This window comes from Paenibacillus oleatilyticus (assembly GCF_018998565.1).
Classification (GTDB): Bacteria; Bacillota; Bacilli; order Paenibacillales; family NBRC-103111; genus Paenibacillus_G; species Paenibacillus_G oleatilyticus.
The window spans coordinates 23,423-49,262 of sequence record NZ_JAHNZO010000010.1 but is presented as its reverse complement, the minus strand read 5'-3'; the positions used below and the strand labels follow the sequence as shown (position 1 = coordinate 49,262).

Genomic DNA, 25,840 nt, shown 5'->3' with positions numbered 1-25,840 from the left:
GGTAAAATAAAAAACGGGAGAGCTTCCGCATCCATACGGCATACGGCGCTCTCCCGGATTTATTTGGTTATCATAACGCATTCCAATTCAAGGCGTGACTTCGTACGCGCCGATATCGACGCCGCTTCCCTGCACTCTCGGCTGCCCGTCGAGATCCGCGCCGCCAATGATGGCCGGTTCCGTCGACCCGGCGTTAATCGCAGGAGAGGTCGCTTTCAAATGAAAATTGTTTGCCGATGCGTTCACAAACCCGGGATCGGCAAACTTCAAGTGCGCATCGTTCCCCGTCCCCGACTTATAGGCGGCAAAACCGGTGTATTCCTTGTTTTTCCAAGTCCACGTTGCATTCGAATTGCCTCCCGGCGCAAAGTACAAGTTATAATCGACAACATTGCCGCTGTTTTTCGTATATTCGTTATAAATCAAAATGTTCGATGCGCTGGCCACCATAATATTGTTTTTAACGATGTTGTTCTGCGTGTCGTATTGAAGCAGCAGTTGGCCGCCGCCGAGATTTTTCGTATCGTTCTTATACAGCGTATTGTTGACGACGATACAATTGACCGTCGATCCCCGCTTCGTATCGTATCCGCCCATGGCTATGCCTGTATACCGGTTGCCGTACACCAGGTTGTTACGGATCGTGACGCCGCTGGTCGATTTTCCTTGATGCTCGCTGGCGATTTCAATGCCGATGTCGTTGTTGTAGCTGTAATTTTGCTCGATCACGGTGTCTTTTCCGCCGTCCACATAGATACCGCCCGCCGCGTTCGAATCGTTCGGAAGCTTTTTGCCGTAGGAAGGGTTGTTGTTGGACGTAATGTTGTAGACGGTATTGCCGCGAATCAGGCCATTCCGGGCTTGGTCGTACGCCGGGTTAGGCGCTTTTCCCTCAAAGCCGATGACGTCGATCCCGATATTGTCGTTGTCGTGAATGAGATTATTCGTAATTTCGAACGAATCGACATTCCCGTTCACCACCAACGATTCGCTGGAACCGAGCACCAGATCGCTCAGCGTATTACCGTCGATGACGACACGCTCCAGCGCTGCCGGTGCTTTCGTGCCGTACACGGCAATACCGTGCGCATCCCGGCCGGCCAAATCCGAACCGAGCGTCGCGGTGTTCTTAATGTGGTGAACGTTGTTGTTGCGAAGCTCGATATGGCTGCCCGCTCCGTGGACGAAGATGCCGACCGGCATTTTGCCCTTGGCCGATGTTGCGTAGTTGCGGATTTCGAAGCCTTTGAGCGTGACGTAGCTGGCATCGGCAATGTCCACGAGACCCTCGCTGCCGGACACGGACAAGCCGGTTCCGTCGATAATCGCCGCTTGGGCCGGAGAGCTCTCGAAGGTGATCGGGCCGGCGGCGGCCGATCCGGATTTTGTAATCTTCAGCTTCTGGTTGTACACGCCGCCCAATACATAGACAGTGCTCCCCGGGGCGGCATGATCGGCAGCATATTGGAGCGTTTTCCACGGGGCGCTGCTGCTCGTGCCGGGATTGCTGTCGCTGCCTGACGTCGACACATAGTACGTCACGGGATTCGCTTGCGCTTGGGGCGTTCCCACACTTGCTGCCAGCATGCCGAAAAGGATGGCGGCGGCGGCAATGACGCGAGGCGCCTGATTTCGAATTCGGATCACAAACGTTCATCTCCTTTAACGTTGAATTTCGGCATAGTTATTACCTGCTGCATTGCAGACTTCCCCTAAAACCACTTCTGTCGCCCGGTGCGCACCACCTCCTTTAGCTGAACGTCAGGCGGCCCCCTTGTAAAAAATGTCCCGAAGACAGGCCGCCCGCGTCTCATGAACTGCGCCTCAGCTTCGGATCGCCACGGAAGTCTGCAACCGCTCCACCGCTTCCACGGTTGGCAGCCGTCCCGTTCCGCCGACGCCCTGCGTGGCGATCGCCCCGCAGGCGCAGGCGTAGCGGAGAAGCGCTTCGCCCCGCTGGCCGCCCAGATAGGCGTGGATCAGCCCGGCGTTAAAGGCGTCCCCCGCCCCCGTCGTATCGACCGGGACGATATCGTAGGCTTTGACGGACATCGGCGTCGTGTCCGGCTGAAACAGCGCTGCGCCGGCCGCGCCGCGCTTGACCGCCACCAGCCGCGCGTCCGGCGGCAGCAGCTCCCACACCGCTTCGAGCGTCGCGGCACCGTAAATGTGCAGCAGCTCCTCTTCGCTCGGGATAAACAGATCCGTAGCGCCGAGCAGCGCATGAATCGAAGCCCGGTGCCACTGCTGGCGCACGTCCCATCCCGTGTCGAACGACGTGCTGCTTCCCTGGCTGCGCACGGTTTCGAACAGCGGCTTCCAATGATCGCGCATGCCGTCCTGCAGGAAATACGAGCCAAAATGCACGTGAGCCGCCTGCTTCAGCAGCGTATCCGGCACATCCTGCGGCTGCAGCATCGGAATGCTGCCCGGATACGTCATCAGCCCCCGGTCGCTCGGGGTCGAGAAGGACATGGTCACGCCGGTTTTCAGCTCCGGATCGAGCTTCACATGCGCCGTATCGACGCCCATTCGCTCCAGCTCGCGGATGCAGAACCGGCCGAAATCGTCATCGCCCACGACGCTGACGAACCGGACGTCCTGCCCGAGTCCGGCCAGCGCGCACGCCGTAATGGCCGAGGAGGAGCCGAGCACGATGTCGAACGAGTCGATCAGCTTCTCCCGGTTCCATTCGGGCATCAGATCGTTCCCCGAAATAATGATATCTACGTTCAATTCGCCAAGCACGACGACAGACATGGTTTCTTCCTCCCTTTTTTCTATTTCAGCTCCGGCACGAACGCGCGCTCCGCTTCGTACAGCTCCTCGAACATCGCCTTGATCTCATCAAGCGAGCAGACGGCGGAAGTAAGCGGATCGACCATCAGCGCGTGCAGCGCCATGTCTTTGTCCCGTTCCAGTACGGCCGATACGGCCAGCTCAAAGAACGCCATGTTGCTGCGGCACAAGGCGGCCAAATGCTCCGGCAGCCGGCCGAAGCGGCACGGATTCACGCCGTTGCGGTCCACCATGCAGGCGACCTCGACGACGCCATCCTGCGGCAGGTTCGAGATTAGCCCTTGATTGACGACGTTGCCGTAAATGACCTTCGGCTCGTTCTTCACCATCGCCTCGATGATGACGGCGGCGTACTCATGGCTCGACTTCATTTCGAGCGGAAGCTCGCCCGACAGCTGCTGCAAAATTTCGTCGTCGTTCGTCTTCCGCCAAATCGGCCAGTTGTTCGCATAAAAGCCGGTGGCTCCGTTATACCCCGTGCTGCAATGCTGGTCGATCAAATCCTGCCTTTTGCGGTAATACGGAATGTATTCCGAGAAATGGCCGCTCGATTCGGAAACGAACGCGCCAAGGTACTTCATGGCGTCGAAACGGACCGGGTCTTTGCGCAGCAGCTCCGGGTCCTGAATTTTGTCGAGCAGCACCGGATACAAGTCTTTCCCTTGATGCGTCAATTCGACGAACCAGGACATATGGTTGATGCCGCCCGCTCTCCACTTCAATTCCTCGTACGGAACGCCAGCGTACTTCGCCAGCTGGCGCGACGAATTTTGAATCGAATGGCACAGTCCGACGACCGGAATATCCGTAATGCGCGACGTCAGCAGCGTGACCGCCGACATCGGATTCGTATAGTTCAGAATGATCGTATCCGGGCACAGCTCCTCCACATCCCGGACGATCTCGATCCAGCTCGGCAGCGTGCGCAGCGTTTTGAACAAGCCGCCGGGCCCCAGCGTATCGCCGATGCACTGCTTGACGCCGTATTTTAGCGGAATTTCGAATTCGTACTTGACCGTCTCCAATCCGACGACCTCGATCTGGTTAATTACAAAATTCGAGCCGACCAGCACCTCCCGGCGGTCCGTCGACGCCAGCACCTGCCAGCGTTTACCCGTCATCTCAACAATGCGCTCGACCAATCCGCGCGCAATGGCGAGCCGGGCCGGATCGATATCGACCAAGGCGATAATCCCCTCGTCCATGCCGGAAATCCCGAAAATATCCATCACAATCTCCCGGGTAAACGCGCTTCCTGCTCCGATAATCGCAATTTTTGTCATAGTTCTCTTCTCCCGTCCTTTTGTTTACATATGTAAAACTCACTTCATCCCCGTCATTGTCAGACCCTTAATAAACTGCTTCTGGAAAATCAGGAACACGATAATAACCGGAACCGTAATCAGCACGGCGGCGGACATGACCACATTGTAGTTGACCGTATGCGCCCCGTTGAAAAAGACCAGCGCGAGCGGAACCGTCATGTTGTCCGTATCGTTGAGCACAATCAGCGGCCACAAATAATTGTTCCACGACGCCATGAACGTAAAAATCCCAAGCGCCGACAGCATCGGCATAATCAGCGGCGTAATGATCCGCCACATCACCTTCAGCTCGCCCGCTCCGTCGATCCGGGCCGCCTCCATCAGATCCTTCGGAATATCCTCGATAAACTGCTTCGCCAGAAAGACGCCGTACGAGCTGACCAGATTGGGCAGGATGACCGCCGCCAGATGGTTGATCAGGCCCAGCTTGGAGACGATCAGATACGTCGGGATCATAATGACCTGGAACGGAATCATCATCGTCCCAAGCACAAGAACAAACAGTACCTTTTTGCCCGGAAATTCGTACTTGGCGAAAATGTAACCGGCGAGCGCGCTCGTGAACAACGTCGCGGCCGTAACCAGAACCGAAGTGACCGCGCTGTTCGCCAGCCATCTCCAGAACGGCGCCTCCCGGAACACCGTCTCATACCCGGCAAAGCTCGGCTGCTCGGGCAGCAGCGTCGGCGTCGCGGAGATGATCTCCATGTTGCTTTTGAGCGATGAGAGCACCATCCACACGTAAGGAAGCAGCATAATGCAGGCGGCCACGGTTAAAACCGCGATCAGCACGCCGTCGAACAGGGTCGTTTTCGTTTTCATGTTCCGCAGCCTCCTCTCAATGCTCCCATTGGGATCGTCCCCATCGTAGCTGCAGCAGCGTCACCAGCAAAATAATAAGCAAAAACACCGCCGCCATCGCCGAAGCGTAGCCCATATTCGAGTTGCCGAACGCCTGATCGTAGATGTTCAGCGCGAGCACCCGCGTTTCGTTGAACGGCTCCCCCTTGGTCATGACTTGGAATTGGGGGAACGCCTGGAAATACGAGACGACGGTCGTGACCGTCACGAACAGCGTCGAGCGGCTCAGCAGCGGCAGCGTGATATGCCGGAACATGTGCCATCGGCTCGCCCCGTCGAGCGTCGCCGCTTCGTAGTACATGTCGGGGATCGAATCGAGCCCGGCGATGAACAGGACGATATTGTAGCCGATGTCCGCCCACAGCGTCATCATAATAACCGACAGCAGCGCATAGTTCGGATCGCTCAGCCAATGCACCGGCGGGATGTGCAGCTTGCTCAGCACCAGATTGAACAGGCCTTGATCGCTGAACATCGTCCCCCAGACGACGGCCGACCCGGACAGCGGCGCAATCGCAGGCAGGAAAAAGACGGTGCGGAACACGCTGCGCAGCCGCCGCGACCGGACCCGGTGAATCCCAAGCGCAATCAGCAGTGTAATGACAATGTTGACGACGACCGTGAACGCGACGAACTTGAACGTCACCCATAGCGATTTCAAGAAGATGGCGTCGTGAAACAGCCGGACATAATTGTCCAATCCGACAAAAGGCGATTGGTCCGCCAGCGGGCTGAATTTATAGAACGATAAGATCAGGCTCCAGGCGATCGGAGCGAAGGCGAACAGGCCGAACAGCAGCAGAATCGGCGTCAAGGATACGAACGCGAACCGTTTTTCCTTGCGGTATTGGGCGGCTGCGCTGCTCCGGAGCGCTTTGCCGCCGGGCTTGCTGGGTATACTAGAGCTGTTTTCCATCCCTTAACACTCCCGGTTTACTTGTGTTGATCTTGACTATCGTTGACGGCCTTCTCGATCGCTTTCAATCCGTTTTCCACCGTTTCCTTCCCGCTGACCATGAGCTGAAAATGATCGTTGATTTGCTTAAAGAAATGGTCGCGGTCCCAGATGAGACCGATCCATTGCCCGTGCGGCAGCAAGCCGACGGATGTCCTCATGAACGGATTTTTGCTCACGAACTCCGGGTCCTCCGCAACCTCCTTCTTCGCCGGTACCGTGAAAGTGCCGAGGTTCCACGCCTTCAGATTTTCTTTCGACGAGAGAAATTGAATGAAGTCCCACGCTTCCTTGGACGCCTTGCTCTTCTTCGAAACGACCAGTCCCCACCCGGACTCGGCCGCAAAGGACGGCGGATTGTCGGTAAAGGACGGCACCGACACGTATTCGAAATCTTTGGCCTTGTAATTGTCGAGACCAGCGGCAATCGTCCACGGTCCGCGGTAGGTCATCGCCGCCCCGCCCTTGAAGAAGTAGTCGGATGAATCGAGCTGTCCCCCGAAGGCCGTCAGATCGGTCACTTGATCCCGCACAACCAGATCCTTGAGCGCCGTCATCGCCTTCACCGCCTCCGGCGTCTGGAAATTGACATGGCCGTCGCTGCCCCAATACTTGCCGTTCTGCTGCAAAATCATCGACAGGAACGTAAACGTGATGTTGTCCCCCGAGATGAAATCGAAGCCTTTCACCTTCATCCCGTTGCCGTCGCGCACCGTCAAAGCCTTGGCGCTGTCGACCAGCTCCGTCCATGTCTTCGGCGGATAAGCGAGTCCTTTGTCGCTAAACATTTTGGGATGCGCCAGCATGCCGCCGTTCTCGATATTGAATTCGAGCGGAAGCCCGTACAGCTTGCCGTCCCACTTAAACCCGCCGAGCGGGGCCTCGTAGTATGCCTTTCCGCTTTCCTCACCGCCCGGAACCTCCGACAACAGGCCGTTCTTGGAATATTCCGGCACCCACGTGCCGAACGCTTCGGCGATATCCGGCGGATTTTGTGCGGAGAACGACGCTTTCAGCTTTTGGTTATAGACGTCGTACGGGAAGCTTTGATAGCTGATTTCCACATTTGGATGCGCTTTCATGTAGCTGTCAATTAGCTTCTTATAATTATCGTTGAATGCCTCCGCCTGATGGCTCCAAAACACCAGCTTCACCTTTTGGCCGTTCCCCCCGCCTGCGCTGCCGCCAGCTGCACCGGACGACGGCGCTTGCGAGCACCCGGACAGTGCCACGGATACGCCCAGAGCGGCGAAAAGCGATGCCTTCGTCAATCGTTGTGCACCTTTCATTCGAGTTCCCCTTTCTCGTAGATCGTCATCGTAGATTGGAATCGATTGCCTATCCAAAATGTACCGCTTTCATTGCGCAAAGTCAACAATTATTTTTCAGTTATTTGCGGCAATAATTGCAAAAATATATTTTGTTTTGCAGTGATCATTTCAGTTGACCTGACGCGTCGTTTTGCGTAACATGAAAAGTAGAATTTGCGGCAAATTTTCTCATTATCCGATAAGAAGCGGGGTTACGTTATGCCAACACTGAAAGATATCGCGGACCGCGTCGGCGTGTCCGTCTCCACGGTGTCCCGCGTCTTGGCCAACGACGCCAACCGGACCGTGAATACCGCAACCAAACAAAAAATATGGGACGTCGCCCGGGAGCTCGGCTACCAGATCAAATCGTCCGGCGACGACGGCAGAGCCACGCGTGGCATAGGCTGTATCGTGTCGACGCTTCAGAACCGCCACTATCATCCTTACTTCTCGGTCATTTGCGACGGCATCGAGAAGGAACTGGCCAGACACGGCTATAAAATCGCCTTCACCTATACGCAGGAAGAGCTGAAAAAGCCGGAAATTTTGAAGCATGCCGTACAAGACAGCCAGGTCGAGGGCTTGATCGTCATCGAGGGCATCGAGGCCAAATTATACAACCATCTGAAAAAGCACATGCGCAATGTCGTCGGTATCGACGTGTCGGACCCCGACATTCCAACGATATCGTACGACCGGGTGGAAGCGGCGCGGCAGGCCGTCCATCATCTGATCGAACAAGGCCACCGCGACATTTTGTTTATCGGAGGCACCGGACGCTCCGGCAAATTCGAGAAGGAGAAGCGCTACAGGGGATACCGTGCGGCTTTGGAGCAGGCGGGGCTGCCGATCCGGGCGCAGCGGATCATCGACGCCGGATGGGAGCCGAACAACGCTTACAAGCTCATGCTGCGCTATTTGGACGAGCACGTTGAGGATTTGCCGACGGCGGTTTTTGCCGCAAGCGACATTATGGCGATGGCCGCGATGCGGGCGATTGCCGAGAAGGGTTACCGCATTCCGAGCGAGTTCGCCATCGTCGGCTTCGACGACAACGAGCCTTCGCGCTACACAATTCCGCCGCTGTCTACGATTCATATTCCGACGTACGAAATCGGTGTTATTGCCGCAAAAACGATGCTGCAATGCATCCGCGATCCGTACCCGCTGCCGATCAAAATTTTGGTGCCATTCGAGCCGATGTTCCGGCAATCGAGCGAATGGATACTGCCGGGAGAAACCGCCCATAACAACAAAAGGACAGCCGAGTGAACTTCCGCTCGGTCTGTCCTTTTTCGTTTATTTCGCTTGGCCGTACACAATTTCGCCTTCGATCATCGTCCAGCGGACGTTATAGTCCGCGTCCAGCAGCACGATATCGGCGTCGGCGCCCGGCTCGATTCGCCCTTTGCCGGTTAAGCCGAGAATGCGGGCCGGTGTCGTCGAAGCCATCGCTACGGCTTCATGCAGCGGGATGCCCAGCTCTACCGTCTGGCGGAGCGCCATGTTCATCGTGACCGTGCTGGAGGCAAGCGAGCCGTCCTGCAGCCGGGCGACGCCGTCTTTCACCTCCACCTGATGGCCGCCGAACAAGTACGTGCCGTCACCAAGCCCCATCGCCTGCAGCGCATCGGTAATGAGCACCATGCCTTCCGGGCCTTTCACCCGGTGCATCAGCCGGACGATAGCCGGATGCAGATGGACGCCGTCGACAATCGCTTGCAAGCTGACGCGCTCGTCCTCAAGCGCCGCAACGATGAGACCGGGTTCGCGATGATGAATCGGCCGCATCCCGTTGAAGCAGTGCGTCATGTGACTGGCGCCCAGCGCGAACGCCTCTTTCGCTTCCTCGTACGTCGCATCGGAGTGCGCCAGAGCAACGATGATTCCTTTGGCAGCCAAATACGCCACAAGCTCTTTGCCGCCGGGAAGCTCGGGAGCCAACGTCACCATTTTCATCAGATCGCCCGTCCGCCGGAGGATCTCTTCCATTTCCGCGAGATCGGGATGCCGCAGGTAGCGCTCATTCTGCATGCCTTTCCGCTTCGGATGCAGATACGGCCCTTCCATGTGGATTCCGGCAATCCGCGCTCCGGGTTCGTGCCCGGCCACATGGCTCACGTGCTCGATCATCGCCAGAAGCTGTTCGATCGTCGAGCTGACCGAAGTCGCCAGAAACGAAGTGCAGCCGGTCCGCACGCAAGCGCGGGACACCGCTTCAATGCTTTCGGACGTACCGTCCATCATGTCGAAGCCGTCCGCTCCATGGATGTGGACGTCGATCATCCCGGGAATCAGCAGCCCGCCTTGGCCGTCGATGACGTTCGGCCCCTCATGCCCCCCTTCCTTCACCGCGGCGATCCGCCCGTTTTCTACGAGCACGGAAGCCAGCGGCAGCACTTGATCGGCAAGCGCAACCCGAACGTTCGTTATCCAACGGTTTGTCATGGGACGTACGACCTCCAAGTATAATAGAATTCAAATCATGGCAATGACGGGAATCCCGCATCGAACAAAAAAATTTGTCCCGATCCAAGCACTCAACTCACGGCTTGACGGCCGTCAAAATAAACCGGCTGCACGTCGTATCGATATAGCCGCGCTTCCGGACATGGGCATGTATTTCTCTCAGGGCGCCTTCATACTTTTGGACAGAGAAATCCGGAATTTGCCACGGGATCGCCCGCAAATAATAAATGATGGCTCCGATATCGTAAAACCTCGTCTTCGTGCGTTCCTCGTCGCGAGATGTGATCCGCAGTCCGGCACGCTCCAGCCCCTCCGCCGCCGCTTCAAGGCGCCAATCGGCAAGCTCGAACGGGTGTGCGCCGAGCCAATCGTTGATTTCCCGATCGTTGTCCCCACCTACCTGCTGCGTTAGAAACGTGCCGCCCGGCTTCAGGATGCGGGCGACTTCCTGCGGAGCGAACGATTCGTGACGGTTGATGACCAACTCAAATCGGGCGTCCTCCAATGCAAGACGCTCGTCGTCTTTCACCCGCACGACCGGTACGCCCAGCGGCTTCAGCCGTTCTGCGGCAACCGGGATATTCGGCTCGTAGCCTTCGGTCGCCACGGTATCCGCCGGAAGCGGCGCGAGCGAAGCGAGAAACTCACCTCCTCCCGTGCCCATGTCCAGCAGCGACCGGACAGCGGACAGCCGTTCCCGGACGTGAACGTAATAATTCCAGCGAAGCGGAAACTCCCGCATTCTTCCCGTATCGGTCAGACGCGAGAAATCCCATCCGGCAAACGGTTGATCGGTCTCGTTCAAGTAGTATTCGAATTCGGTTGGAGCAGGTTGAATCACCTTTTTCACCCCTGTTTTCGGTATGAAAACAAAAAAATAGCGCTGCGCCGCCGCAACGTCAAAGCGTCCGACAGGCCTCGCTATTCATTATGGAATAAAAATTCATTTTATTCAACGATTATAACAATTTTCTCCGATCTAACGTGATAAAACCGGTTCACGTGTTTCAATAGGGCCGGAACGTTCAGGAGAAGCTGAGCATCTACCAGCCAAAACAAGTAAACCATTCCCTTCAAGCTTCGGGTCATTCCCAAGCGCATCGGTTCTTTTAATCAACTGCGCATAAATTTCCGGCTCAGAAAAAGGCCTTCCGAATTTTTGCTCGCACCAATTGATTAGCAGAGCCGCGGCCCCGGCCACATGCGGCGATGCCATCGAGGTCCCGCTAAGTTTGGCGTATGGGGGATTAGTATACGTGGACAAAATATTAACTCCCGGCGCCACGACATCTACTTCCAGATTTGTATTCGGAAAGCATGGGAATTTCCCGTCCAAACCAATGGCCCCTACCGACACGACTTCCGGATACGCGCCCGGATAGCTAAATTCGTCCCCAACGGGGCTGCAATCGCCTCCGCGATTGAAATCTCCTTCGTTCCCTGCCGCGCAAACAACCAGGATGTCACTTAGGACCGCATCTTGGACCGCTTTATGCAATTCAGGATCATGTTCCGGTCCGCCCAAGGACATATTGATGACCCTGACCCGTTCGTTGTTGGGGCCTCTCCATGTCACACAGTATCGAATAGCTTGTGCAATGCTTTCATTCGTTGCGCCAAAGACGGTTTGACCGTTCCTCAGAATACGTTTCATCACTTTTAAAATGAGCAATTTTGCCCCAGGCGCCACTCCCAGTACTCCGGTATTGTTTTCCGTTGCGGCTATCGTTCCGGCTACATGCGTGCCATGACCGCTGTAATCCGTCACATCGTCCACGCCGCCCTCGCCTTGGGCAAAATTTTGCTTGCCGATAATCCGGTCTTTCAAATCGGGATGATTCACATCGCAGCCACTGTCAATGACAGCTACGACAACGCCTGTTCCTTTCCTGCTCTCCTCCCAAATTTCCGGCGCCTGGATCATTTTGACGCCTTCCGGAATTTCATTTACGGCAGTCAATGTCGATTCAACCGTATACGGAATAAAGCTGAAGTTTGGCATTCTGTGTTCCTCCGTTTGGTTATTTCGTATTTAGACCAGCACTTGCTCCGGACGATGTTCTTCCGACCATTTCGCGAATTGCTCCAGACGGATCATGCTTAGGAATCGATATCCTTTCCCCTGCCCTGCCGGCTCCAAAATAACCATGCCCAGATACGGAAGCTCCGGAAACGCATCTCCGAACGTAAAGTGGTGCCCGATTAGAACCGTATTCGAGCCATTGGCAGGTCTTGACTCCAAGATGTGAAGCAAACGTGTCTTCACGCTCTGTTCGGCTTCATTCGGATGCTCCGATTGAAGTACTCCTATCTGATAAAGCGCAGGCTCGACTTTGACGTTCTGCACGCCGAACGCCATTTCTGCCGTTTGCCGCGCGCGATTGGCGGAGCTTGTCAATACAGGAAGTTGGACGGTTATGTTCTGCTCTTTGAATAGAGCTTCCAATTGTTTGGCTTGTTGCTTCCCTAATTCACTGAGCCCCGAATCCGATCCTGCCGAGTTATCTTCCGGCTTCGCATGACGAAAATAAAGTACATATCCGCCTTGACGAATAGCTTTCAGCAACCCACTGTCCGTTTCTTCATTTGTAGAGTTTTCCAAGTTTGTCATTTTTCCAGAAACCCTCTTCTCCGGTTTGATCTAGAATGCAGCAGGTACTGGCAGAAGCTTGTCGATGGCCCATCGGGTTTTCGAAAAATCTTGTTCGATCAGCAAGCCATTGGTCTTCAAAAACGCCGCTAACTGGTCGTGGCGTAACGCGGCAATAGATTCATCCGTCGTATCCAAAGAAATCTCCACGACGGATTCTTCACCGATCGACCACACTTCGATTACAACTTCCGTCCCTTCCCATTCGGCTTTATATTTCTTGGCTTCGATGGGGCCTAATGCAATCGTCTTATCGATCGTTTTTCTGCCCCAGCCTTGTTGCCAATGAAGAAATGCGTCAGGCGCTTCATTCACAAACAACATTTTCCATTCATCCGACGATAAACTGGCAGCATCGGGCCGTGTGATGTCAACACCATAAGAAAGGCTCAATGTTTTAGCGGCATATCCCCAGTCCACTTCCAGCTTTAGATTGGGGTCTTCGAGATCGAATCCTTCCCGCCTCACTTCCGCCAGCGTTAGATTTAAATCATCCTGCCGGATTGGAAACCGTTTTTTAAACGTTAATTCGGCCTTATCGGCTTTTTTAATGCGATTACGGAGTATCCAGCCGGTATTCAACAGTTCCCTGTCAGGCGTTTCCAAGAAATGAATTTTCCATTGTTTATGCTCTGAAAAGGCTATGCCAACCAAGCTATCTGGTTGAAGTTCCCGATTAGCATTTAGAACTTTTCTAGGGACGAGAAAAAGCTTCATTTCGTATTGAATTTTGCCGTTCGATGTCATCGTCTTATCACCTGATCCCTAACCTTCATATTCTGGAAATCAACTGCCGCAGATCGGGACGGGTCCCGATTCTCTGGGTTCGCGGACGGGAAGGCGCATCCTGCTGGGGAGACCCGGTGCTTCGGAGCAGTTCTCTAGCCTGCTTCGGATTTAGAAGGGCTCTTCCGCCGGCACGCAATATCCCTTGCAGGCAGGCAATAACCCCAACCACGATCGGAGAAGCACTGGAGGTCCCGCTAAATAAATCGGTATACCACTTATTCTCATCGGTTCCGCTTTGCAAATCACCGTATCCCGTCGAGGTAACTTCTCGGCCCCACGCTTGAGCATCCATGATTTGCCCGTAATTCGAAAAATCCAAACGCGACCGGTCCGGGCCGTGATTGCGGCCATGCGTTCCTTCGGGCGGAGCTCCGGCTCCGATAACGATCGCGCCAGAATCTCGATTGTTCCGGTTAAACGGGTTGGTCCATGTTGAAGGAAATCCGGCGGAAGGGGTATTATAAATCGGATCGTCCAGATTTTCTCCTCCGTTCCCCCCGGCTTCCACAACAATAATTCCGCGGTTGGTTGCGAATTTAATCGCCTCGAAATCGTCCGGCCACCATTCGATCGGAATAAAGCCTTGTTGCCCGCCCCCCGTAGCGCGAGGGCCCGGCCGATGAAGCTCGATTAGAATAATATCGCCCGGATTAAGCATGTTGGCCGCTTGCACAATCGCAGTGGAGGAATTCGCATTTCCTTGGGAATCAAAGATGGATATGGCCCGGACCTTGGCATCCGGACATATTCCCGTGACGCCAAACGCGTTTTGGTCGCCGCTCATCACCCCGACTACCGCTGTTCCGTGATTTCTCCAATGCAAGTCCCGTTTGGGCACACCTCCAGCAACGCCGCCCTGATTTTGTCCGAGATCTTCGTGCGTAAACTGCCAGGCTCCTTCAATATCGATAATGTTGACGCCGGCTCCCCGCCCTCCGGGCCGTGTCCACGCGAATAAGGCGTCGACTCCCCCGGGAGCGGGTTGAAGATAATTTTGCCGCGGCGTCAAATCCGGGGAGGCGGGCAGTTCGTTCTCCGTTTCCACGCTGATCTGTGCAGGCTCCGCATCCGGCTTTATAAAAGCCGCCTCGACAAAGTTTTGCTTCCGAAGACGTTCGGCCAACTGCTCCAATTTTTCTTCGGGGGCCATTACCCTATAATATCTGGACAGATCAGAGCGGCTGCGGTCGATTTCGGAAGGAACCGCATCTCCATGAACCCCGCTTAATTCAAATACCGGCTGAAGGGACGCGCCTTCGGACGAAAGCACCTCCAACAAATCAAAGGCAGGCGGAGTTTCTGCAGAGACCCGTCCTTCTCTAAATAGGAAGTCGCTGTCGGATTTTGTGATAACAACAAGCTGACGACCCACATGAACACCTCCGGAGTTTAATTTTTGCCTGTTCCTCTGATAATTTTCTCTTCCAATGAACCGCCTATACCCTCTAAAATTTAGGAGGCTGCCGCGGAAACCACAACAAAAAGCCGACATCGAGAAATTCCGATATCGGCTAAGATCATTTATGACAAAGATGCTTCGCTACATCTTCGGCTTACAAGATCGGCGACAGCAGCCGGGTGACCGACTCGCGCGCGCGGTGAAAGCGCGGACGGCTGTAATACCGCTCCAGCGTCAATTCCGTGCAGTGCTTCAAATCGTGCTCAAATATTTTTTTCAGCTTGGACGCGGTATTTCCCCCGTAGATCAAAGCATTGACTTCAAAATTGAGCTTGAAGCTGCGGATATCGATGTTGGCCGTTCCGACGGACCCGACTTTCCCGTCGGCTACGATCGTCTTGGCATGAATGAAGCCCCGGTGATACAAGTAGCACTTGACGCCGACATCGAGCAGATCTCCCAAATACGAGAATGACGCCCAATATACGATTTTATGATCGGGTACGGCAGGAAGCATAATTTTGATGTCTACCCCGGATAACGCGGCCATCTTTAACGAATTCAGCAAACTTTCGTCAGGAATGAAATACGGCGTCTGCAAATAAACGGACTCCTTGGCGGAGTTGATCACTTTAATATAGGCGTTCTTGATCTGCTCCCGGTCGTTGTTGGGGCCGCTCGATAAAATTTGCACGCCGGCATCCCCCTCATGAATCGGCAGCGGGAAATATTCCGCGACCGGGTTTAGCTTGATTCGCGAAGCCAGATTCCAATCCATAATGAACTGTGCCTGCATTTGAAGAACGGAGCTGCCTTCGATTCGCAGATGCGTATCCCGCCACGGACCGAACCGCGAATCCAGCCCCAGATACTCGTCCCCGACGTTAAACCCGCCGATGTAACCGCACGTTCCGTCGATGATCGCCAGCTTCCGGTGATTCCGGAAGTTCAACCGCATGTTCACATACGGAATACGGGATGGGAAAAAGGCGGACGCTTGTCCGCCCGCCGCCAGAAGCGGCCGGAAGAAATGTTTGGATAGTCCCGCGCACCCGATATCGTCGTATAAAAAACGGACCTGCACGCCTTCCTTCGCCTTTTCGCTGAGCGCGGCGATCAGCCTTCGGCCCAATCCGTCGTCCCTGACGATGTAATACATCAGATGAATGTGATGCTTCGCCCCGGCGATCGCCTCGAAGAGCGAGTCGAATTTGCGGTTGCCTTCCGTAAAAATGTCGATCCGGTTATCCTGCGTAAAGAAGGCATAGCCGTTCTGCAAATTCATATAGATCATATCGTGGTAATCGGACATGACCGGATCATGGTATTCAATCCGGCGCATGGCGACCGCTTCAATCTGCTTCTCGACCAGCAGCGCCATGTTGTGCAGCTGCGCTTCCTGCGCTTTATAAATTTTGCGCTTGCTGAGGTTTTGCCCGAACAGCAAATAGGCGACGAATCCGATCCCCGGCAAAAACAGCAGGACCATCAGCCACGCCCAAGTGACTCCGATATTTCGTCGCTCCAGGAAGATGACGGCAAACGCAAACATGATGTTGATAAACGAAAGCACGAAGTACAAATTTCCGAAGATGTTCAAGCTGCCAGCCACCTTTTTTCACTGCCTAACGGACCTTATGGTCCTCTCATTGTAGCACCGGACCTTAACCTGGGCAACAGGGTAAAGCCGTCGCTGCAATTGAAAACATGCCGGAAAAAGCATACAATAATCGATGATCATCATTCTTGATTTCATCATTTATCGGACGGTTTGGAGGAACGGAACTTATGAATCATACGATTGCGGAAGCGCTGCGCCGCCGTAGAGCCGTGCGCAATTTTCAAGCCCGTGAAGTCGAAACGGAAAAAATCGAAAAGCTGCTCGATGCCGCGACTTCGGCACCGAACGACCGGCTTCGAGAGCCGTGGCACTTCTATGTGGTGCGCGGCGAGGCTAAAGAACGCTACACCGAGCTGGCGCTTGCTTTCCTGAAGGAGCGGTTTCCTACGAAGCCGGAGCTGATCGAAGCTTCCATGGCGGCGGTCCGGAATACGCCGCTTCTTATTATTGTCGCGTCGGATATCGTGCCGGGCGATACGGAAGCGTCCGAGGACAACGAATACGCCGTTGCCTGCGCCATCCATTCCATGTGGCTGGCGGCTGAAGAGCTTGGCCTTGGGATGGTTTGGAGAACCCGGGGCGTCGGCTTGGTCCGGGACGAAAGGCTTCACCGATTCGTAGGCGCAACGGAAGGGCAGAAAATCATAGCCACGCTTTGCGTCGGCTACCCCGAAGGCGAAGCTGCACCGACGAAGCGAACGCCGTTCACGGAAAAAACTACGTGGCTGTAGTCTGAATCGGAAAAAGGACGTGCCCCATGCTTTTATCACATGGAGACACGTCCTTTTTTTCATAAAGCCGAAGCCGCCAGGCCCGGCTCCTTAGGCTTGACCGGTCAAACGTTCCTTCGTATCGGTTTCGATGCCGCCCAGCCGTTTCTCGAACGTTTTGCGCCAGCTGTCGGACAGCTGATCAACAGCCAGCAAGGCGCGCATTCCTTCTGCGTTGTTCTTCTCATGATGCATCATGCGGTTGCCGAACGTCACCGTTCTGCCGTGCTGATGACGCTCCAGCAAGATTAGCTCGTCCCCTGCGGCGACATTTCCTTCCTGCAGCACCCGGAAGTAATAGCCGGTATAGCCGGTGTTCTGCACCAAGAGCGGCAGCTCGGGTACACCGTATTTGACCGACAGCTTGAAACAAGGCTGCCTCGGCTGGCTGACCTGCAAGACGGCACCGCCTACCTGAAACGTATCCCCGATACAGACGTCGTCTTCCAGCAAGCCCTGCGTCGTCAAATTTTCCCCGAATGCGCCGTATTGCAGCTCTCTTCCGAGCTGCTTGGCCCAATAAGCATAATGCTCGTAAGGATAGACGCACACCGCTTTGTCAATGCCCCCGTGATGCACGAGATCCGCCTGTCCGTCCCCGTCGAAATTCAAGGAAGTCAGGAAGACCTCACCCTCGACCGGATGCTTGTAAATGCCCGTGGACACTTCTTTTTTCTCAAACGGAACGGACTGCGGTTTGCCTACATTGAGAGAAACAATCTTGATCATTCTTTGTTCCAGCTCCTGCCATCGAAAATTGCATTATTCATTCCACTATACAGGAAAATACGCCGGTATAAAAGAACCAATCGGAGCGTAACGTAGAGCATCCAATTCCAATTTCCGTTCCTATTCCCATGCTGATCAGTCCGCGAACGTTGCGTAGAGCAGGTAAACGTTCAAGACGGCGATGAAGATCGCCACAATCCAGGATAAGACTGTCAGCCACGGAGCGTTGACGAACTCCCCCATTTTTTTCTTGTCGCTCGTAAACTTTACGAGAGGTATGACGGCGAACGACAGTTGGAAAGATAAGATAACTTGGCTGAGAATGAGCAGCTTTGCCGTTCCGCTCTCTCCGGCAATCGCCGTGACGATGACGGCAGGGATGATCGCGATCAGCCGCGTGATTAAGCGACGCAGCCATGAAGGCATCCGGAAATTGAGGAAGCCTTCCATGACGATCTGTCCGGCCAGCGTCCCGGTTAACGTCGAGTTTTGTCCGGAAGCCAGAAGCGCTACGCCGAATAAAATGCTTCCGAGCGCGGTTCCCAGCAGCGGCGTCAGCAGTTGATAAGCGTCGTTGATTTCCGCCACTTCGGTTAAGCCCGCCCGGTGAAAGGTCGCAGCCGACAAGATCAGAATCGCCGCATTGATGAATAGCGCAAAAAACAACGCGATCGTCGAGTCCCAAGTGGCATATTTGATCGCCTGCCGCTTCCCGGCCGTCGTCTGCTCGAATTGCCGCGTTTGCACGATCGACGAATGAAGGTACAGGTTATGCGGCATCACGGTCGCGCCCAAAATACCGATGGCAATGTACAGCATTGCCGGATTGGTGACGATCTGCGTCGTCGGAACGAATCCCATGGCGATACCGCCGATGTCCGGCTTGGACAAAAAGATTTCGACCGCGAAGCAGGCGCCGATCGTCGCGATCAGCACGATGACCAACGTTTCGATGTAACGGAAACCTTTGTTTTGCAGCAGCAGCACCAGCAGCACGTCCAGCACGGTGATCATAACCCCGTACAGCAGCGGAATGCCGAACAGCAGCTGCAGCGCAATGGCGGAGCCGATGACCTCGGCCAAATCGCACGCCGCAATGGCCAGCTCGCACAGCACCCACAGCATCATCGAGACCGGCTTGCTATAGTGGTCGCGGCATGCTTGTGCAAGATCCCGCCCGGTGACGATTCCGAGCTTCCCGGCCAGTGCCTGCAGCAGGATCGCCATCAGATTCGAGATCAAAATCACCGATAACAGCGAGTAGCCGAATAAGGAGCCTCCGGCAATATCCGTAGCCCAGTTCCCCGGGTCCATATACCCTACGGCAACCAAGTAACCGGGTCCGGCAAAGGCCAGAAACTTTTTGATCCAGCTGCCGCTCTTCGGGATTTTCATGGAACGGTATACTTCTGGCAGCGTATGCTGCGTTCTTTCCAATCTCCAGCCGCTGCCGTTCTCCGTACGCTCTTTTCTTTTGGTTCTCGGGCTTTGTTCGATTTTCGTTTGTACTCCCAGTTCTTCATTCATGGTCTACACCTCAATCTGTATATATTCCAGCAACAAGATGCCCCTGTCAAAAAATGATGTCATCATCTAACATTCATGTCCCGGGCTAAATTTGTTGTCCTAGTGCAACTTTTAGAGTAAAAAAATAGTCGTAGAAAATACTATTCAGATTAGAATAATTCTATACTAAAAATTTTACTCGTCTATTCGTTTTCGTCAAGAATTATTTTTTTGGAGGCGCGGCGGGAATAAAACCTTGACCGAGAATCTAGCGGGGAATACATCTGCAGCACGGCGCATATCGTAGGAAACAGCGTTCCATTCGTGGAGCGACCATCGAAAGCGAAAGGGTTGGATGAGACGATGTGGGAAAGCGTGCTAAAAAAAGATCAGTTCGAAATTCGGATGAATCCGACGTACAAGTCGATCCTGTTCCAGGTTTCGGACACGGCAGGGTCGGAAGGCAAGCCGGCGCTGGTGCTGAACCAGGCCGAGCTGTTCGAACTGCTGCACGCCTTTCTGGCGATCAACCGCTCCTTTAACCGGGAGACCATGTACTATGATGAGGAGCCTGACGGCGCCTGAGCAAAAAAAGAAGGCCGGATACGCGCACATGAATAGCGCTGCCCGGCCTTCGCTCCATTTGGACGAAGATGCGGGTTCGCTCACTGCCCAACTTCCGATGCCGCCGCCAGCTGACGGTACAAGTCGGCATATTGCTGGGCCGATCTGCGCCAGCTGAAGTCTTTTTTCTTGATGTTGTTCATCAAGTTCGTCCATACCTCCGGCTCCCTATATAACCGGACGGCGCGTTCGATCGTGTACAGCATGTCATGGGCGTTATAATTCGTAAAGCTGAAGCCAGTCCCTTCCCCGGTTGTTTCGTTATAAGGCGTCACAGTATCCCGCAGCCCGCCGGTCTCGCGGACGACCGGGACGGAGCGGTACCGCATCGCAATCAACTGGCCGATCCCGCACGGCTCGAAGAGCGAGGGCATCAAGAACAGATTCGACCCGGCATAAATTTGGCGGGCTAGCGCTTCGTCGAACAAAATTTGCGCCGACAGCTTGTCCGGAAACGCACCAGCGGCCCAGCGGAACAGCTCTTCGAACCGCGGCTCTCCGGTGCCCAGCACGACCCACTGCGCGTCAAGCGCCATCAGTTCGGCAATCACCCGATCGATGAGCGCCAGCCCCTTCTGGTCAACCAGACGCGTCACCAGCGCGATCAACGGCACGTCCTTGTCGGCCGGGAGGCCAAGGCGCTCCTGCAGCTTCAGCTTGTTCGCCTGCTTTTTCGCATAAGAATCCCGATAGTTGACCTCCAGATGCGGGTCCGTCATCGGATCGAATTCCTCGTAATCGATCCCGTTCAGTATGCCTTGCAGTCGGCTGCTTTGGCTGCGCAGCAGCCCATCGAGATGCTCCCCGTAATAGGGCGTCTGGATTTCTTCCGCATACGTCGGGCTGACGGTCGTAATATAATCCGAGTACAGCAGACCGCCCTTCAGGAAGCTCGCCCCGCCGTGCATTTCCAGCGCATACCCGTGCAGATGCTCTTCGCCTAGGGCAAAAAAGTCCTGAAACTGCTCTTTGCCGAAGACGCCCTGGTACTTCAGGTTATGAATCGTAATGATCGTTTTGAGATGGGAATACAGCGGCTGATGGCTGAAATGCGCCTTGTACAGCACCGGAATCATACCCGCCTGCCAGTCGTGGCAGTGAAGCAGGTCCGGCATATAACCGATATGCGGCAGAGCGTCAAGCACCGCGCGGCAGTAGAAGGCGAATCGTTCCGCATCGTCACCGTAGCCATAGCAGCCCTTGCGCCGGAAATAATATTCGTTATCGACAAAATAAAACGTAATTCCCTCGTGCTCCAGCCTCTGAATGCCGCAGTATAAGTTTCTCCAGCCCATCTGGAGAGTAAAGGAAGCGACGGTTTCCATCTGTTCCGTGAAACGTGCCGGAATGTCCTCGTACTTGGGCAGGATGACCCGGACGTCGATCCCCTGCTTCGCCAGCTCCTTGGGCAGCGAGCCGATGACATCGGCAAGTCCTCCCGTCTTGACAAAAGGTACGGCTTCTGACGCGGCAAATAACACTTTCATGGCTTCCTCTCCCTCCTTTTTAAAATCCGGTGAATCAACAAACCGCTTCGCGAGCGGACCGGTCTTCCGATTGCCGGTCCACCGGTCTGACGTGTCTCCGGAACGATTCCGCCCGCTCCGCTTGTTTTTCACCGGTATCTATTAAATCACCTTCGTCTTCGAAGCGATAAACGGCGCTTGCTTATCGCCGGTCAGCACGCGGCCGCGGCTGATAAACACGTCTTTATCCAAGATCGCGTTCTCGATAATGACATTTTCTTCAATCTCGCAGTTTTGCAGAATGATGCTGTTTTTGACGTATGCCCCCTTGCGGATTTTGACCCCGCGGAACAGGATGCTGTTCTCCACCTTGCCTTCGATGATGCAGCCGTTGGCGATCAGCGCGTTGCGGGCATGGGCGTTCTCGGCGTAGCGGGCCGGCGGTTCGTCCTTGACCTTGGTGTAGATCAGGTTCTTCTGGAAGAACAGCTCGCGCCATATTTTCGGGTTGAGCAGTTGCATACTGTGCTTGTAGTAGCTTTGGATCGTGTTCACTATGCCAGTATGGCCTTCGTGCAGGTAGCCGTAAACGCCCAGCTTGTCGACGTTCTTCATAATCCCGTCGCGAACGAGATGATCGTAGCCTTGGGCGAGGCACGATTCGACCATATCGAGCAGCAGCTCTTTGCTCATGACGTACATTTCCATCGATATGTTGTCGGTACGCAGCCGTCCCGAATGGTCTTCGATCAGCGTGACTCGGCCGTCTTCCTTGATGGCCATCCGGCGGAAGGAGGCGCATTCGTCGTTGTCCGATTTTTTGTAGACGACCGTGATGTCGGCGCCCTTCTCCAGATGGTAATCCAGCACGGCATTGTAGTCGATATTGCAAACGATATGGCTGCGGGAGATGATCACATAATCCTGCCGCCCGCGGTAAAAGTAATCGCGGTGGCTGTAGAACTGGAACAGGTCGCCCCGCGCCAGTCCGGTGTCCCCGTGAAGGACGGCGGGCAGGATGAACAATCCGCCGCGCTTGCGGTCCAGGTCCCATTCTTTTCCAGACCCGAGATGGTCCATCAGGGACCGGTATTTATGCTGTGTGAATACGGCGACATTCTCAATGCCCGAGTTCACCATGTTGGACAATGCAAAATCGATCAGCCGGTACCTTGCGCCGAACGGCACCGACGCGACGCAACGGGAATAGGTCAGCTCCTCCAAATCGTCCCGCTCGTTGACAAGATTGATTACGCCCATCATTCGCTTCATGCGGCTTCACCCTTTCCCAGAGGCACTTGTGATCCTGCCGATACGCTCGTTGCTGCCGATCAACACAATATCCCCGCCGCCGTCCCCGTCCGGTTGTCCGATGACGCACCCGTCTTCCACGATCGTTCCTTCGCCGATAATCGCCTTATGGATGCTCACGTTGCTGCCGATCGTCACGTTCGGCATAATGACGGAGTCCCGGATGACGCTGCCCTCGCCGACCTCCACGCCGTAGAACAGCACGGAATGATCGACCTCGCCGAACACGCAGCAGCCTTCGTTGATCAGCGACCGCCGCACCTGCGCCGTCGGAGCCACGTACTGCCCGGGCTGGCACGGATTAACCGAATAAATGCGCCATTCCCTATCGTTCAGGTTGAATTCGGGCTCATCCTCCAGCAGGTCCATATTGGCTTCCCACAAGCTCTGAATCGTCCCGACATCCTTCCAGTAGCCTTCAAACGGATACGCAAAGAGCGGCCGCCCGTCGCTCAGCATCAGCGGAATGACGTCTTTGCCGAAGTCCTTGCTCGATTCGGGATTGGCCTCATCCTTGATCAAGTATTCCTTGAGCGCCTGCCAATTGAAAATATAAATGCCCATCGAAGCCAGGTTGCTCTTCGGCTCCTTCGGCTTCTCGGCGAACTCGGTAATCCGGTCTTCGTCATCCGTACTCATCAGGCCGAAGCGGCTCGCTTCCTCCCACTTCACTTCGATGACGGCGATCGTGCAGTCGGCCGCTTTGCTTTTATGGAAATCGAGCATCCGGTCGTAATCCATCTTGTAAATATGATCGCCGGAGATGACCAGCACGTACTCCGGGTCGTACTGCTCGATGAACGAAATGTTGCGGTAGATCGCGTTCGCCGTTCCCTTGTACCAATCGCCGCCGCTTTGCTCCATATAAGGGGGCAGCACCGTCACGCCGCCGCTCTTGCGGTCCAAATCCCACGGTGATCCGATTCCGATATACGTGTTCAGCACCAGCGGCTGGTACTGCGTCAAGACACCGACCGTGTCGATGCCTGAGTTCGTGCAGTTGCTGAGGGTAAAATCGATGATCCGGTATTTGCCGCCAAAATGAACCGCAGGCTTCGCCAGCTTGCTCGTCAGGACGCCCAGACGCCTTCCTTCCCCGCCGGCCAGCAGCATCGCCACACATTCTTTTTTACGCATCGGCTTTCCCCCTCCTCATTGTCGCATTGATACGCCTGCGTTTGATTTTGACGGGTTTGAAGATGACGGCCGCCAGCGGAGGCAGTGAAATATGCAGGCTGTCCTGCCGGTCGTGCCACGGAATGCTTTCCGTCCGCAGCATACCCTCATTCAGCTTGCCGGAGCCGCCGTATTCGCCTGCGTCGCTGTTGAACAGCTCCACGTACTCTCCGGCGAACGGTACGCCGATCCGGTACTTCGCATGATACACGGGCGTAAAGTTGCAGACGATCACGAGCACGTCCTCCGGATTGCCGGAGCTGCGCATAAACGTCGTCACGCTCTGGCGCTGGTCGTGGGGGTCGATCCAGGCGAACCCTTCCGGTTGATGGTCCAGCTCCCACAGCGCCGGCTCGCGCAGATACAATTGGTTCAGGTCCCGGACGTACCGGTGCATGCTGCGGTGGCTGTCGTAGCCGAGCATCTCCCAATCCAGATCCTCCAGGTCCTTCCACTCGTCAAACTGTCCGAATTCGCCGCCCATGAACAGCAGCTTTTTGCCCGGATGACCCATCATATAGCCGAAAAGCACCCGCAAATTCGCGAACTTCCGCCAGTAATCTCCGGGCATTTTATTGAGCAGCGATTTCTTGCCGTGCACCACTTCATCGTGCGACAGCGGCAGCACATAGTTCTCGGAGAAGGCGTACATGAAGCTGAACGTCAACAGACCGTGGCTTCCGGGGCGGAAATACGGGTCCGTCTCCATGTATTTCAGCATGTCGTTCATCCAGCCCATATTCCACTTGTAGTTGAACCCGAGGCCACCGGCATCGACCGGCGCCGTCACAAGCGGCCAGGCGGTCGAATCTTCGGCCATCATCAGCGCATCGGGATGGCAAGCGAATACCGTGCGGTTCAACTTTTTCAGGAAAGCGATCGCGTCGGGATTCTCGTCTCCCCCGTCGACGTTCTTGATCCACTGCTCGCGCGGCTTCCCGAAATTCAGATAAAGGAGGCTCGCGACCGCATCGACGCGCAGTCCGTCAATATGGTACATATCCATCCAGAACAGCGCATTCGAGATCAGGAAGCTGACGACTTCCGGCTTGGAAAAATCGAAGGCGAGCGTGCCCCATTCGGGCTTCTCGGCTAAGGCGGGATCGGTGTGCTCATAAAGCGGCTGGCCGTCGAACTGCCGCAGACCGTGCTCGTCTTTGACGAAGTGGCCCGGCACCCAGTCCATAATGACGCCGATCCCCGCCCGGTGGCAGCAGTCGACGAAATACATGAAATCTTTCGGCGTGCCGAAGCGGCTGGTGACCGAATAGTAGCCGGTTGCCTGATAGCCCCAGGACCGGTCGTAAGGATGTTCGGCAAGCGGAAGCAGCTCGATATGGGTATACCCCATCTCTTTCACGTAATCGACCAGTTCGCTTGCGAGTTCGCGGTAGGAATAGTAGGCACCGTCGGGCTTTTTTTTCCAGGTGCCAAGATGCACTTCATAGATGTTTAACGGGGAGCGGTAAACGGATTGGGACGCTTTGCGCGATTGCCATTCCTGGTCGGTCCATTCGTAGCCGTCCAGGGAGCAGATGCGCGAAGCCGTTCCCGGCTTGAGCTCGGACCAGAACGCGTACGGATCGGCTTTATACAGCAGCGTTCCGGCAGAGGTGACGATTTCGTATTTGTAGTACTCTCCTTCCCGGACGCCGGGCACAAACAACGACCAGACGCCCCAGGTGCTGACCTTGTGCATCGCATGACCCGAGCCGTCCCAGCAATTGAAGTCGCCGACCACCCGGACCTCGCGGGCGTGAGGGGCCCAGACGGCGAAGCGGACGCCGCGTTCCCCCTCCGACTCGGCCAGGTGGGCGCCAAGCATCCGGTAGCTTCGGAATAAATTGCCTTCGTGGAACAGATACAAGTCCTCCGGACCGGGGATCAAGCTCATCACGTTCCGTTCATCCCCCTTTTCGATGATTGTTTCTGTCTCTACTTACACAAATACTACGCGCTTGAATAAATTCCTGTCTGAAAAGTGCAAATTCTTCGTGAATTCAGAATTTGGCAAAAACGGCGTCATTCCGAAAAGATGAAAAAAAAGGATTTTGCTTCCCTTTGTGGAAGTAGTAAG

General features: G+C 55.1%; 22 protein-coding genes. 3 read left to right on the top strand and 19 right to left on the bottom strand.

Features of this window, described 5'->3' with window-relative positions:
- Positions 1-87: 87 nt before the first annotated feature.
- From KQX66_RS14675 to KQX66_RS14650, 6 genes are all read right to left on the bottom strand, one after another.
- A complete protein-coding gene (locus KQX66_RS14675) occupies positions 88-1,638 on the bottom strand; it encodes a right-handed parallel beta-helix repeat-containing protein (protein WP_438804195.1) in 1,551 nt (516 codons plus the stop codon).
- Between the two features lie 186 nt (positions 1,639-1,824).
- The gene (locus KQX66_RS14670; RefSeq protein WP_216793592.1) at positions 1,825-2,760 is read right to left on the bottom strand and encodes a carbohydrate kinase family protein; all 936 of its coding nucleotides are present in this window, start codon (positions 2,758-2,760) and stop codon (positions 1,825-1,827) included.
- A 20-nt stretch (positions 2,761-2,780) separates the two neighbouring features.
- Positions 2,781-4,082, bottom strand: a complete 1,302-nt coding sequence (melA, locus tag KQX66_RS14665) for an alpha-galactosidase (protein ID WP_216793591.1) — start codon at positions 4,080-4,082, stop codon at positions 2,781-2,783.
- Between the two features lie 39 nt (positions 4,083-4,121).
- A complete protein-coding gene (locus KQX66_RS14660) occupies positions 4,122-4,946 on the bottom strand; it encodes a carbohydrate ABC transporter permease (RefSeq protein WP_216793590.1) in 825 nt (274 codons plus the stop codon).
- 16 nt (positions 4,947-4,962) lie between these two features.
- The gene (locus tag KQX66_RS14655; protein WP_216793589.1) at positions 4,963-5,901 is read right to left on the bottom strand and encodes a carbohydrate ABC transporter permease; all 939 of its coding nucleotides are present in this window, start codon (positions 5,899-5,901) and stop codon (positions 4,963-4,965) included.
- Positions 5,902-5,918: 17 nt separating this feature from the next.
- Positions 5,919-7,229 (bottom strand): ABC transporter substrate-binding protein, encoded by a 1,311-nt coding sequence (locus KQX66_RS14650; protein WP_216793588.1) that lies wholly within the window; start codon positions 7,227-7,229, stop codon positions 5,919-5,921.
- 240 nt (positions 7,230-7,469) lie between these two features.
- Between KQX66_RS14650 and KQX66_RS14645 the strand changes: the two genes are divergently transcribed.
- Entirely contained in the window at positions 7,470-8,525 is a 1,056-nt protein-coding gene (locus KQX66_RS14645; protein WP_216793587.1) for a LacI family DNA-binding transcriptional regulator, read from the top strand.
- 27 nt (positions 8,526-8,552) lie between these two features.
- Here KQX66_RS14645 and nagA read toward each other — a convergent pair whose 3' ends face one another.
- The 7 genes from nagA to cls all read right to left on the bottom strand — a co-directional run bounded on the left by nagA (position 8,553) and on the right by cls (position 16,160).
- A complete protein-coding gene (nagA, locus tag KQX66_RS14640) occupies positions 8,553-9,701 on the bottom strand; it encodes an N-acetylglucosamine-6-phosphate deacetylase (protein WP_216793586.1) in 1,149 nt (382 codons plus the stop codon).
- Between the two features lie 97 nt (positions 9,702-9,798).
- Positions 9,799-10,563 carry a class I SAM-dependent methyltransferase gene (locus KQX66_RS14635; protein WP_216793585.1) on the bottom strand — a complete coding sequence of 255 codons (765 nt, stop codon included), beginning with the start codon at positions 10,561-10,563 and terminating at the stop codon, positions 9,799-9,801.
- 138 nt (positions 10,564-10,701) lie between these two features.
- Entirely contained in the window at positions 10,702-11,724 is a 1,023-nt protein-coding gene (locus KQX66_RS14630; RefSeq protein WP_216793584.1) for a S8 family peptidase, read from the bottom strand.
- Between the two features lie 30 nt (positions 11,725-11,754).
- The gene (locus tag KQX66_RS14625) at positions 11,755-12,333 is read right to left on the bottom strand and encodes a histidine phosphatase family protein (RefSeq protein WP_216793583.1); all 579 of its coding nucleotides are present in this window, start codon (positions 12,331-12,333) and stop codon (positions 11,755-11,757) included.
- Between the two features lie 30 nt (positions 12,334-12,363).
- On the bottom strand, positions 12,364-13,119 hold the full coding sequence (locus tag KQX66_RS14620; protein ID WP_216793582.1) for a hypothetical protein: 756 nt from the start codon (positions 13,117-13,119) through the stop codon (positions 12,364-12,366).
- A 25-nt stretch (positions 13,120-13,144) separates the two neighbouring features.
- Complete coding sequence (locus KQX66_RS37410) at positions 13,145-14,533, bottom strand: S8 family peptidase (RefSeq protein ID WP_216793581.1); 1,389 nt, start codon at positions 14,531-14,533, stop codon at positions 13,145-13,147.
- Positions 14,534-14,714: 181 nt separating this feature from the next.
- Positions 14,715-16,160, bottom strand: coding sequence for a cardiolipin synthase (gene cls, locus KQX66_RS14610; RefSeq protein WP_216793580.1), 1,446 nt, complete (start codon positions 16,158-16,160; stop codon positions 14,715-14,717).
- A gap of 188 nt (positions 16,161-16,348) precedes the next feature.
- Between cls and KQX66_RS14605 the strand changes: the two genes are divergently transcribed.
- Positions 16,349-16,912, top strand: coding sequence for a nitroreductase family protein (locus KQX66_RS14605; protein ID WP_216793579.1), 564 nt, complete (start codon positions 16,349-16,351; stop codon positions 16,910-16,912).
- A 90-nt stretch (positions 16,913-17,002) separates the two neighbouring features.
- On the opposite strand, the gene KQX66_RS14600 is transcribed toward KQX66_RS14605, so the two are convergent.
- Together KQX66_RS14600 and KQX66_RS14595 are read right to left on the bottom strand one after the other, a co-directional pair.
- Positions 17,003-17,680: an MOSC domain-containing protein gene (locus tag KQX66_RS14600; RefSeq protein WP_216793578.1), complete on the bottom strand. Its 678-nt coding sequence runs from the start codon at positions 17,678-17,680 to the stop codon at positions 17,003-17,005.
- 135 nt (positions 17,681-17,815) lie between these two features.
- Positions 17,816-19,117, bottom strand: coding sequence for an Nramp family divalent metal transporter (locus tag KQX66_RS14595; protein ID WP_216793754.1), 1,302 nt, complete (start codon positions 19,115-19,117; stop codon positions 17,816-17,818).
- 393 nt (positions 19,118-19,510) lie between these two features.
- Between KQX66_RS14595 and KQX66_RS14590 the strand changes: the two genes are divergently transcribed.
- Positions 19,511-19,771 (top strand): hypothetical protein, encoded by a 261-nt coding sequence (locus KQX66_RS14590; protein WP_308647238.1) that lies wholly within the window; start codon positions 19,511-19,513, stop codon positions 19,769-19,771.
- 80 nt (positions 19,772-19,851) lie between these two features.
- Here KQX66_RS14590 and glgA read toward each other — a convergent pair whose 3' ends face one another.
- The 4 genes from glgA to glgB form a co-directional block, all read right to left on the bottom strand.
- The gene (gene glgA / locus KQX66_RS14585) at positions 19,852-21,297 is read right to left on the bottom strand and encodes a glycogen synthase GlgA (RefSeq protein ID WP_216793577.1); all 1,446 of its coding nucleotides are present in this window, start codon (positions 21,295-21,297) and stop codon (positions 19,852-19,854) included.
- Between the two features lie 141 nt (positions 21,298-21,438).
- The gene (gene glgD, locus KQX66_RS14580) at positions 21,439-22,548 is read right to left on the bottom strand and encodes a glucose-1-phosphate adenylyltransferase subunit GlgD (protein ID WP_216793576.1); all 1,110 of its coding nucleotides are present in this window, start codon (positions 22,546-22,548) and stop codon (positions 21,439-21,441) included.
- Positions 22,549-22,554: 6 nt separating this feature from the next.
- Positions 22,555-23,724 (bottom strand): glucose-1-phosphate adenylyltransferase, encoded by a 1,170-nt coding sequence (locus KQX66_RS14575; RefSeq protein ID WP_216793575.1) that lies wholly within the window; start codon positions 23,722-23,724, stop codon positions 22,555-22,557.
- On the bottom strand, positions 23,717-25,657 hold the full coding sequence (glgB, locus tag KQX66_RS14570) for a 1,4-alpha-glucan branching protein GlgB (protein WP_216793752.1): 1,941 nt from the start codon (positions 25,655-25,657) through the stop codon (positions 23,717-23,719). Before glgB ends, KQX66_RS14575 begins: the two co-directional genes overlap by 8 nt.
- Positions 25,658-25,840: the final 183 nt, after the last annotated feature.

What these genes read in the sequence shown, in the direction of transcription:
- KQX66_RS14670 (WP_216793592.1), bottom strand. Translation starts at nt 2,760, where the DNA reads ATGTCTGTCGTCGTGCTTGGCGAATTGAACGTAGATATCATTATTTCG.
- melA (WP_216793591.1), bottom strand. Translation starts at nt 4,082, where the DNA reads ATGACAAAAATTGCGATTATCGGAGCAGGAAGCGCGTTTACCCGGGAG.
- KQX66_RS14660 (WP_216793590.1), bottom strand. Translation starts at nt 4,946, where the DNA reads ATGAAAACGAAAACGACCCTGTTCGACGGCGTGCTGATCGCGGTTTTA.
- KQX66_RS14655 (WP_216793589.1), bottom strand. Translation starts at nt 5,901, where the DNA reads ATGGAAAACAGCTCTAGTATACCCAGCAAGCCCGGCGGCAAAGCGCTC.
- KQX66_RS14650 (WP_216793588.1), bottom strand. Translation starts at nt 7,229, where the DNA reads ATGAAAGGTGCACAACGATTGACGAAGGCATCGCTTTTCGCCGCTCTG.
- KQX66_RS14645 (WP_216793587.1), top strand. Translation starts at nt 7,470, where the DNA reads ATGCCAACACTGAAAGATATCGCGGACCGCGTCGGCGTGTCCGTCTCC.
- nagA (WP_216793586.1), bottom strand. Translation starts at nt 9,701, where the DNA reads ATGACAAACCGTTGGATAACGAACGTTCGGGTTGCGCTTGCCGATCAA.
- KQX66_RS14630 (WP_216793584.1), bottom strand. Translation starts at nt 11,724, where the DNA reads ATGCCAAACTTCAGCTTTATTCCGTATACGGTTGAATCGACATTGACT.
- KQX66_RS14625 (WP_216793583.1), bottom strand. Translation starts at nt 12,333, where the DNA reads ATGACAAACTTGGAAAACTCTACAAATGAAGAAACGGACAGTGGGTTG.
- KQX66_RS14620 (WP_216793582.1), bottom strand. Translation starts at nt 13,119, where the DNA reads ATGACATCGAACGGCAAAATTCAATACGAAATGAAGCTTTTTCTCGTC.
- KQX66_RS14605 (WP_216793579.1), top strand. Translation starts at nt 16,349, where the DNA reads ATGAATCATACGATTGCGGAAGCGCTGCGCCGCCGTAGAGCCGTGCGC.
- KQX66_RS14600 (WP_216793578.1), bottom strand. Translation starts at nt 17,680, where the DNA reads ATGATCAAGATTGTTTCTCTCAATGTAGGCAAACCGCAGTCCGTTCCG.
- glgA (WP_216793577.1), bottom strand. Translation starts at nt 21,297, where the DNA reads ATGAAAGTGTTATTTGCCGCGTCAGAAGCCGTACCTTTTGTCAAGACG.
- glgD (WP_216793576.1), bottom strand. Translation starts at nt 22,548, where the DNA reads ATGAAGCGAATGATGGGCGTAATCAATCTTGTCAACGAGCGGGACGAT.
- KQX66_RS14575 (WP_216793575.1), bottom strand. Translation starts at nt 23,724, where the DNA reads ATGCGTAAAAAAGAATGTGTGGCGATGCTGCTGGCCGGCGGGGAAGGA.
- glgB (WP_216793752.1), bottom strand. Translation starts at nt 25,657, where the DNA reads ATGAGCTTGATCCCCGGTCCGGAGGACTTGTATCTGTTCCACGAAGGC.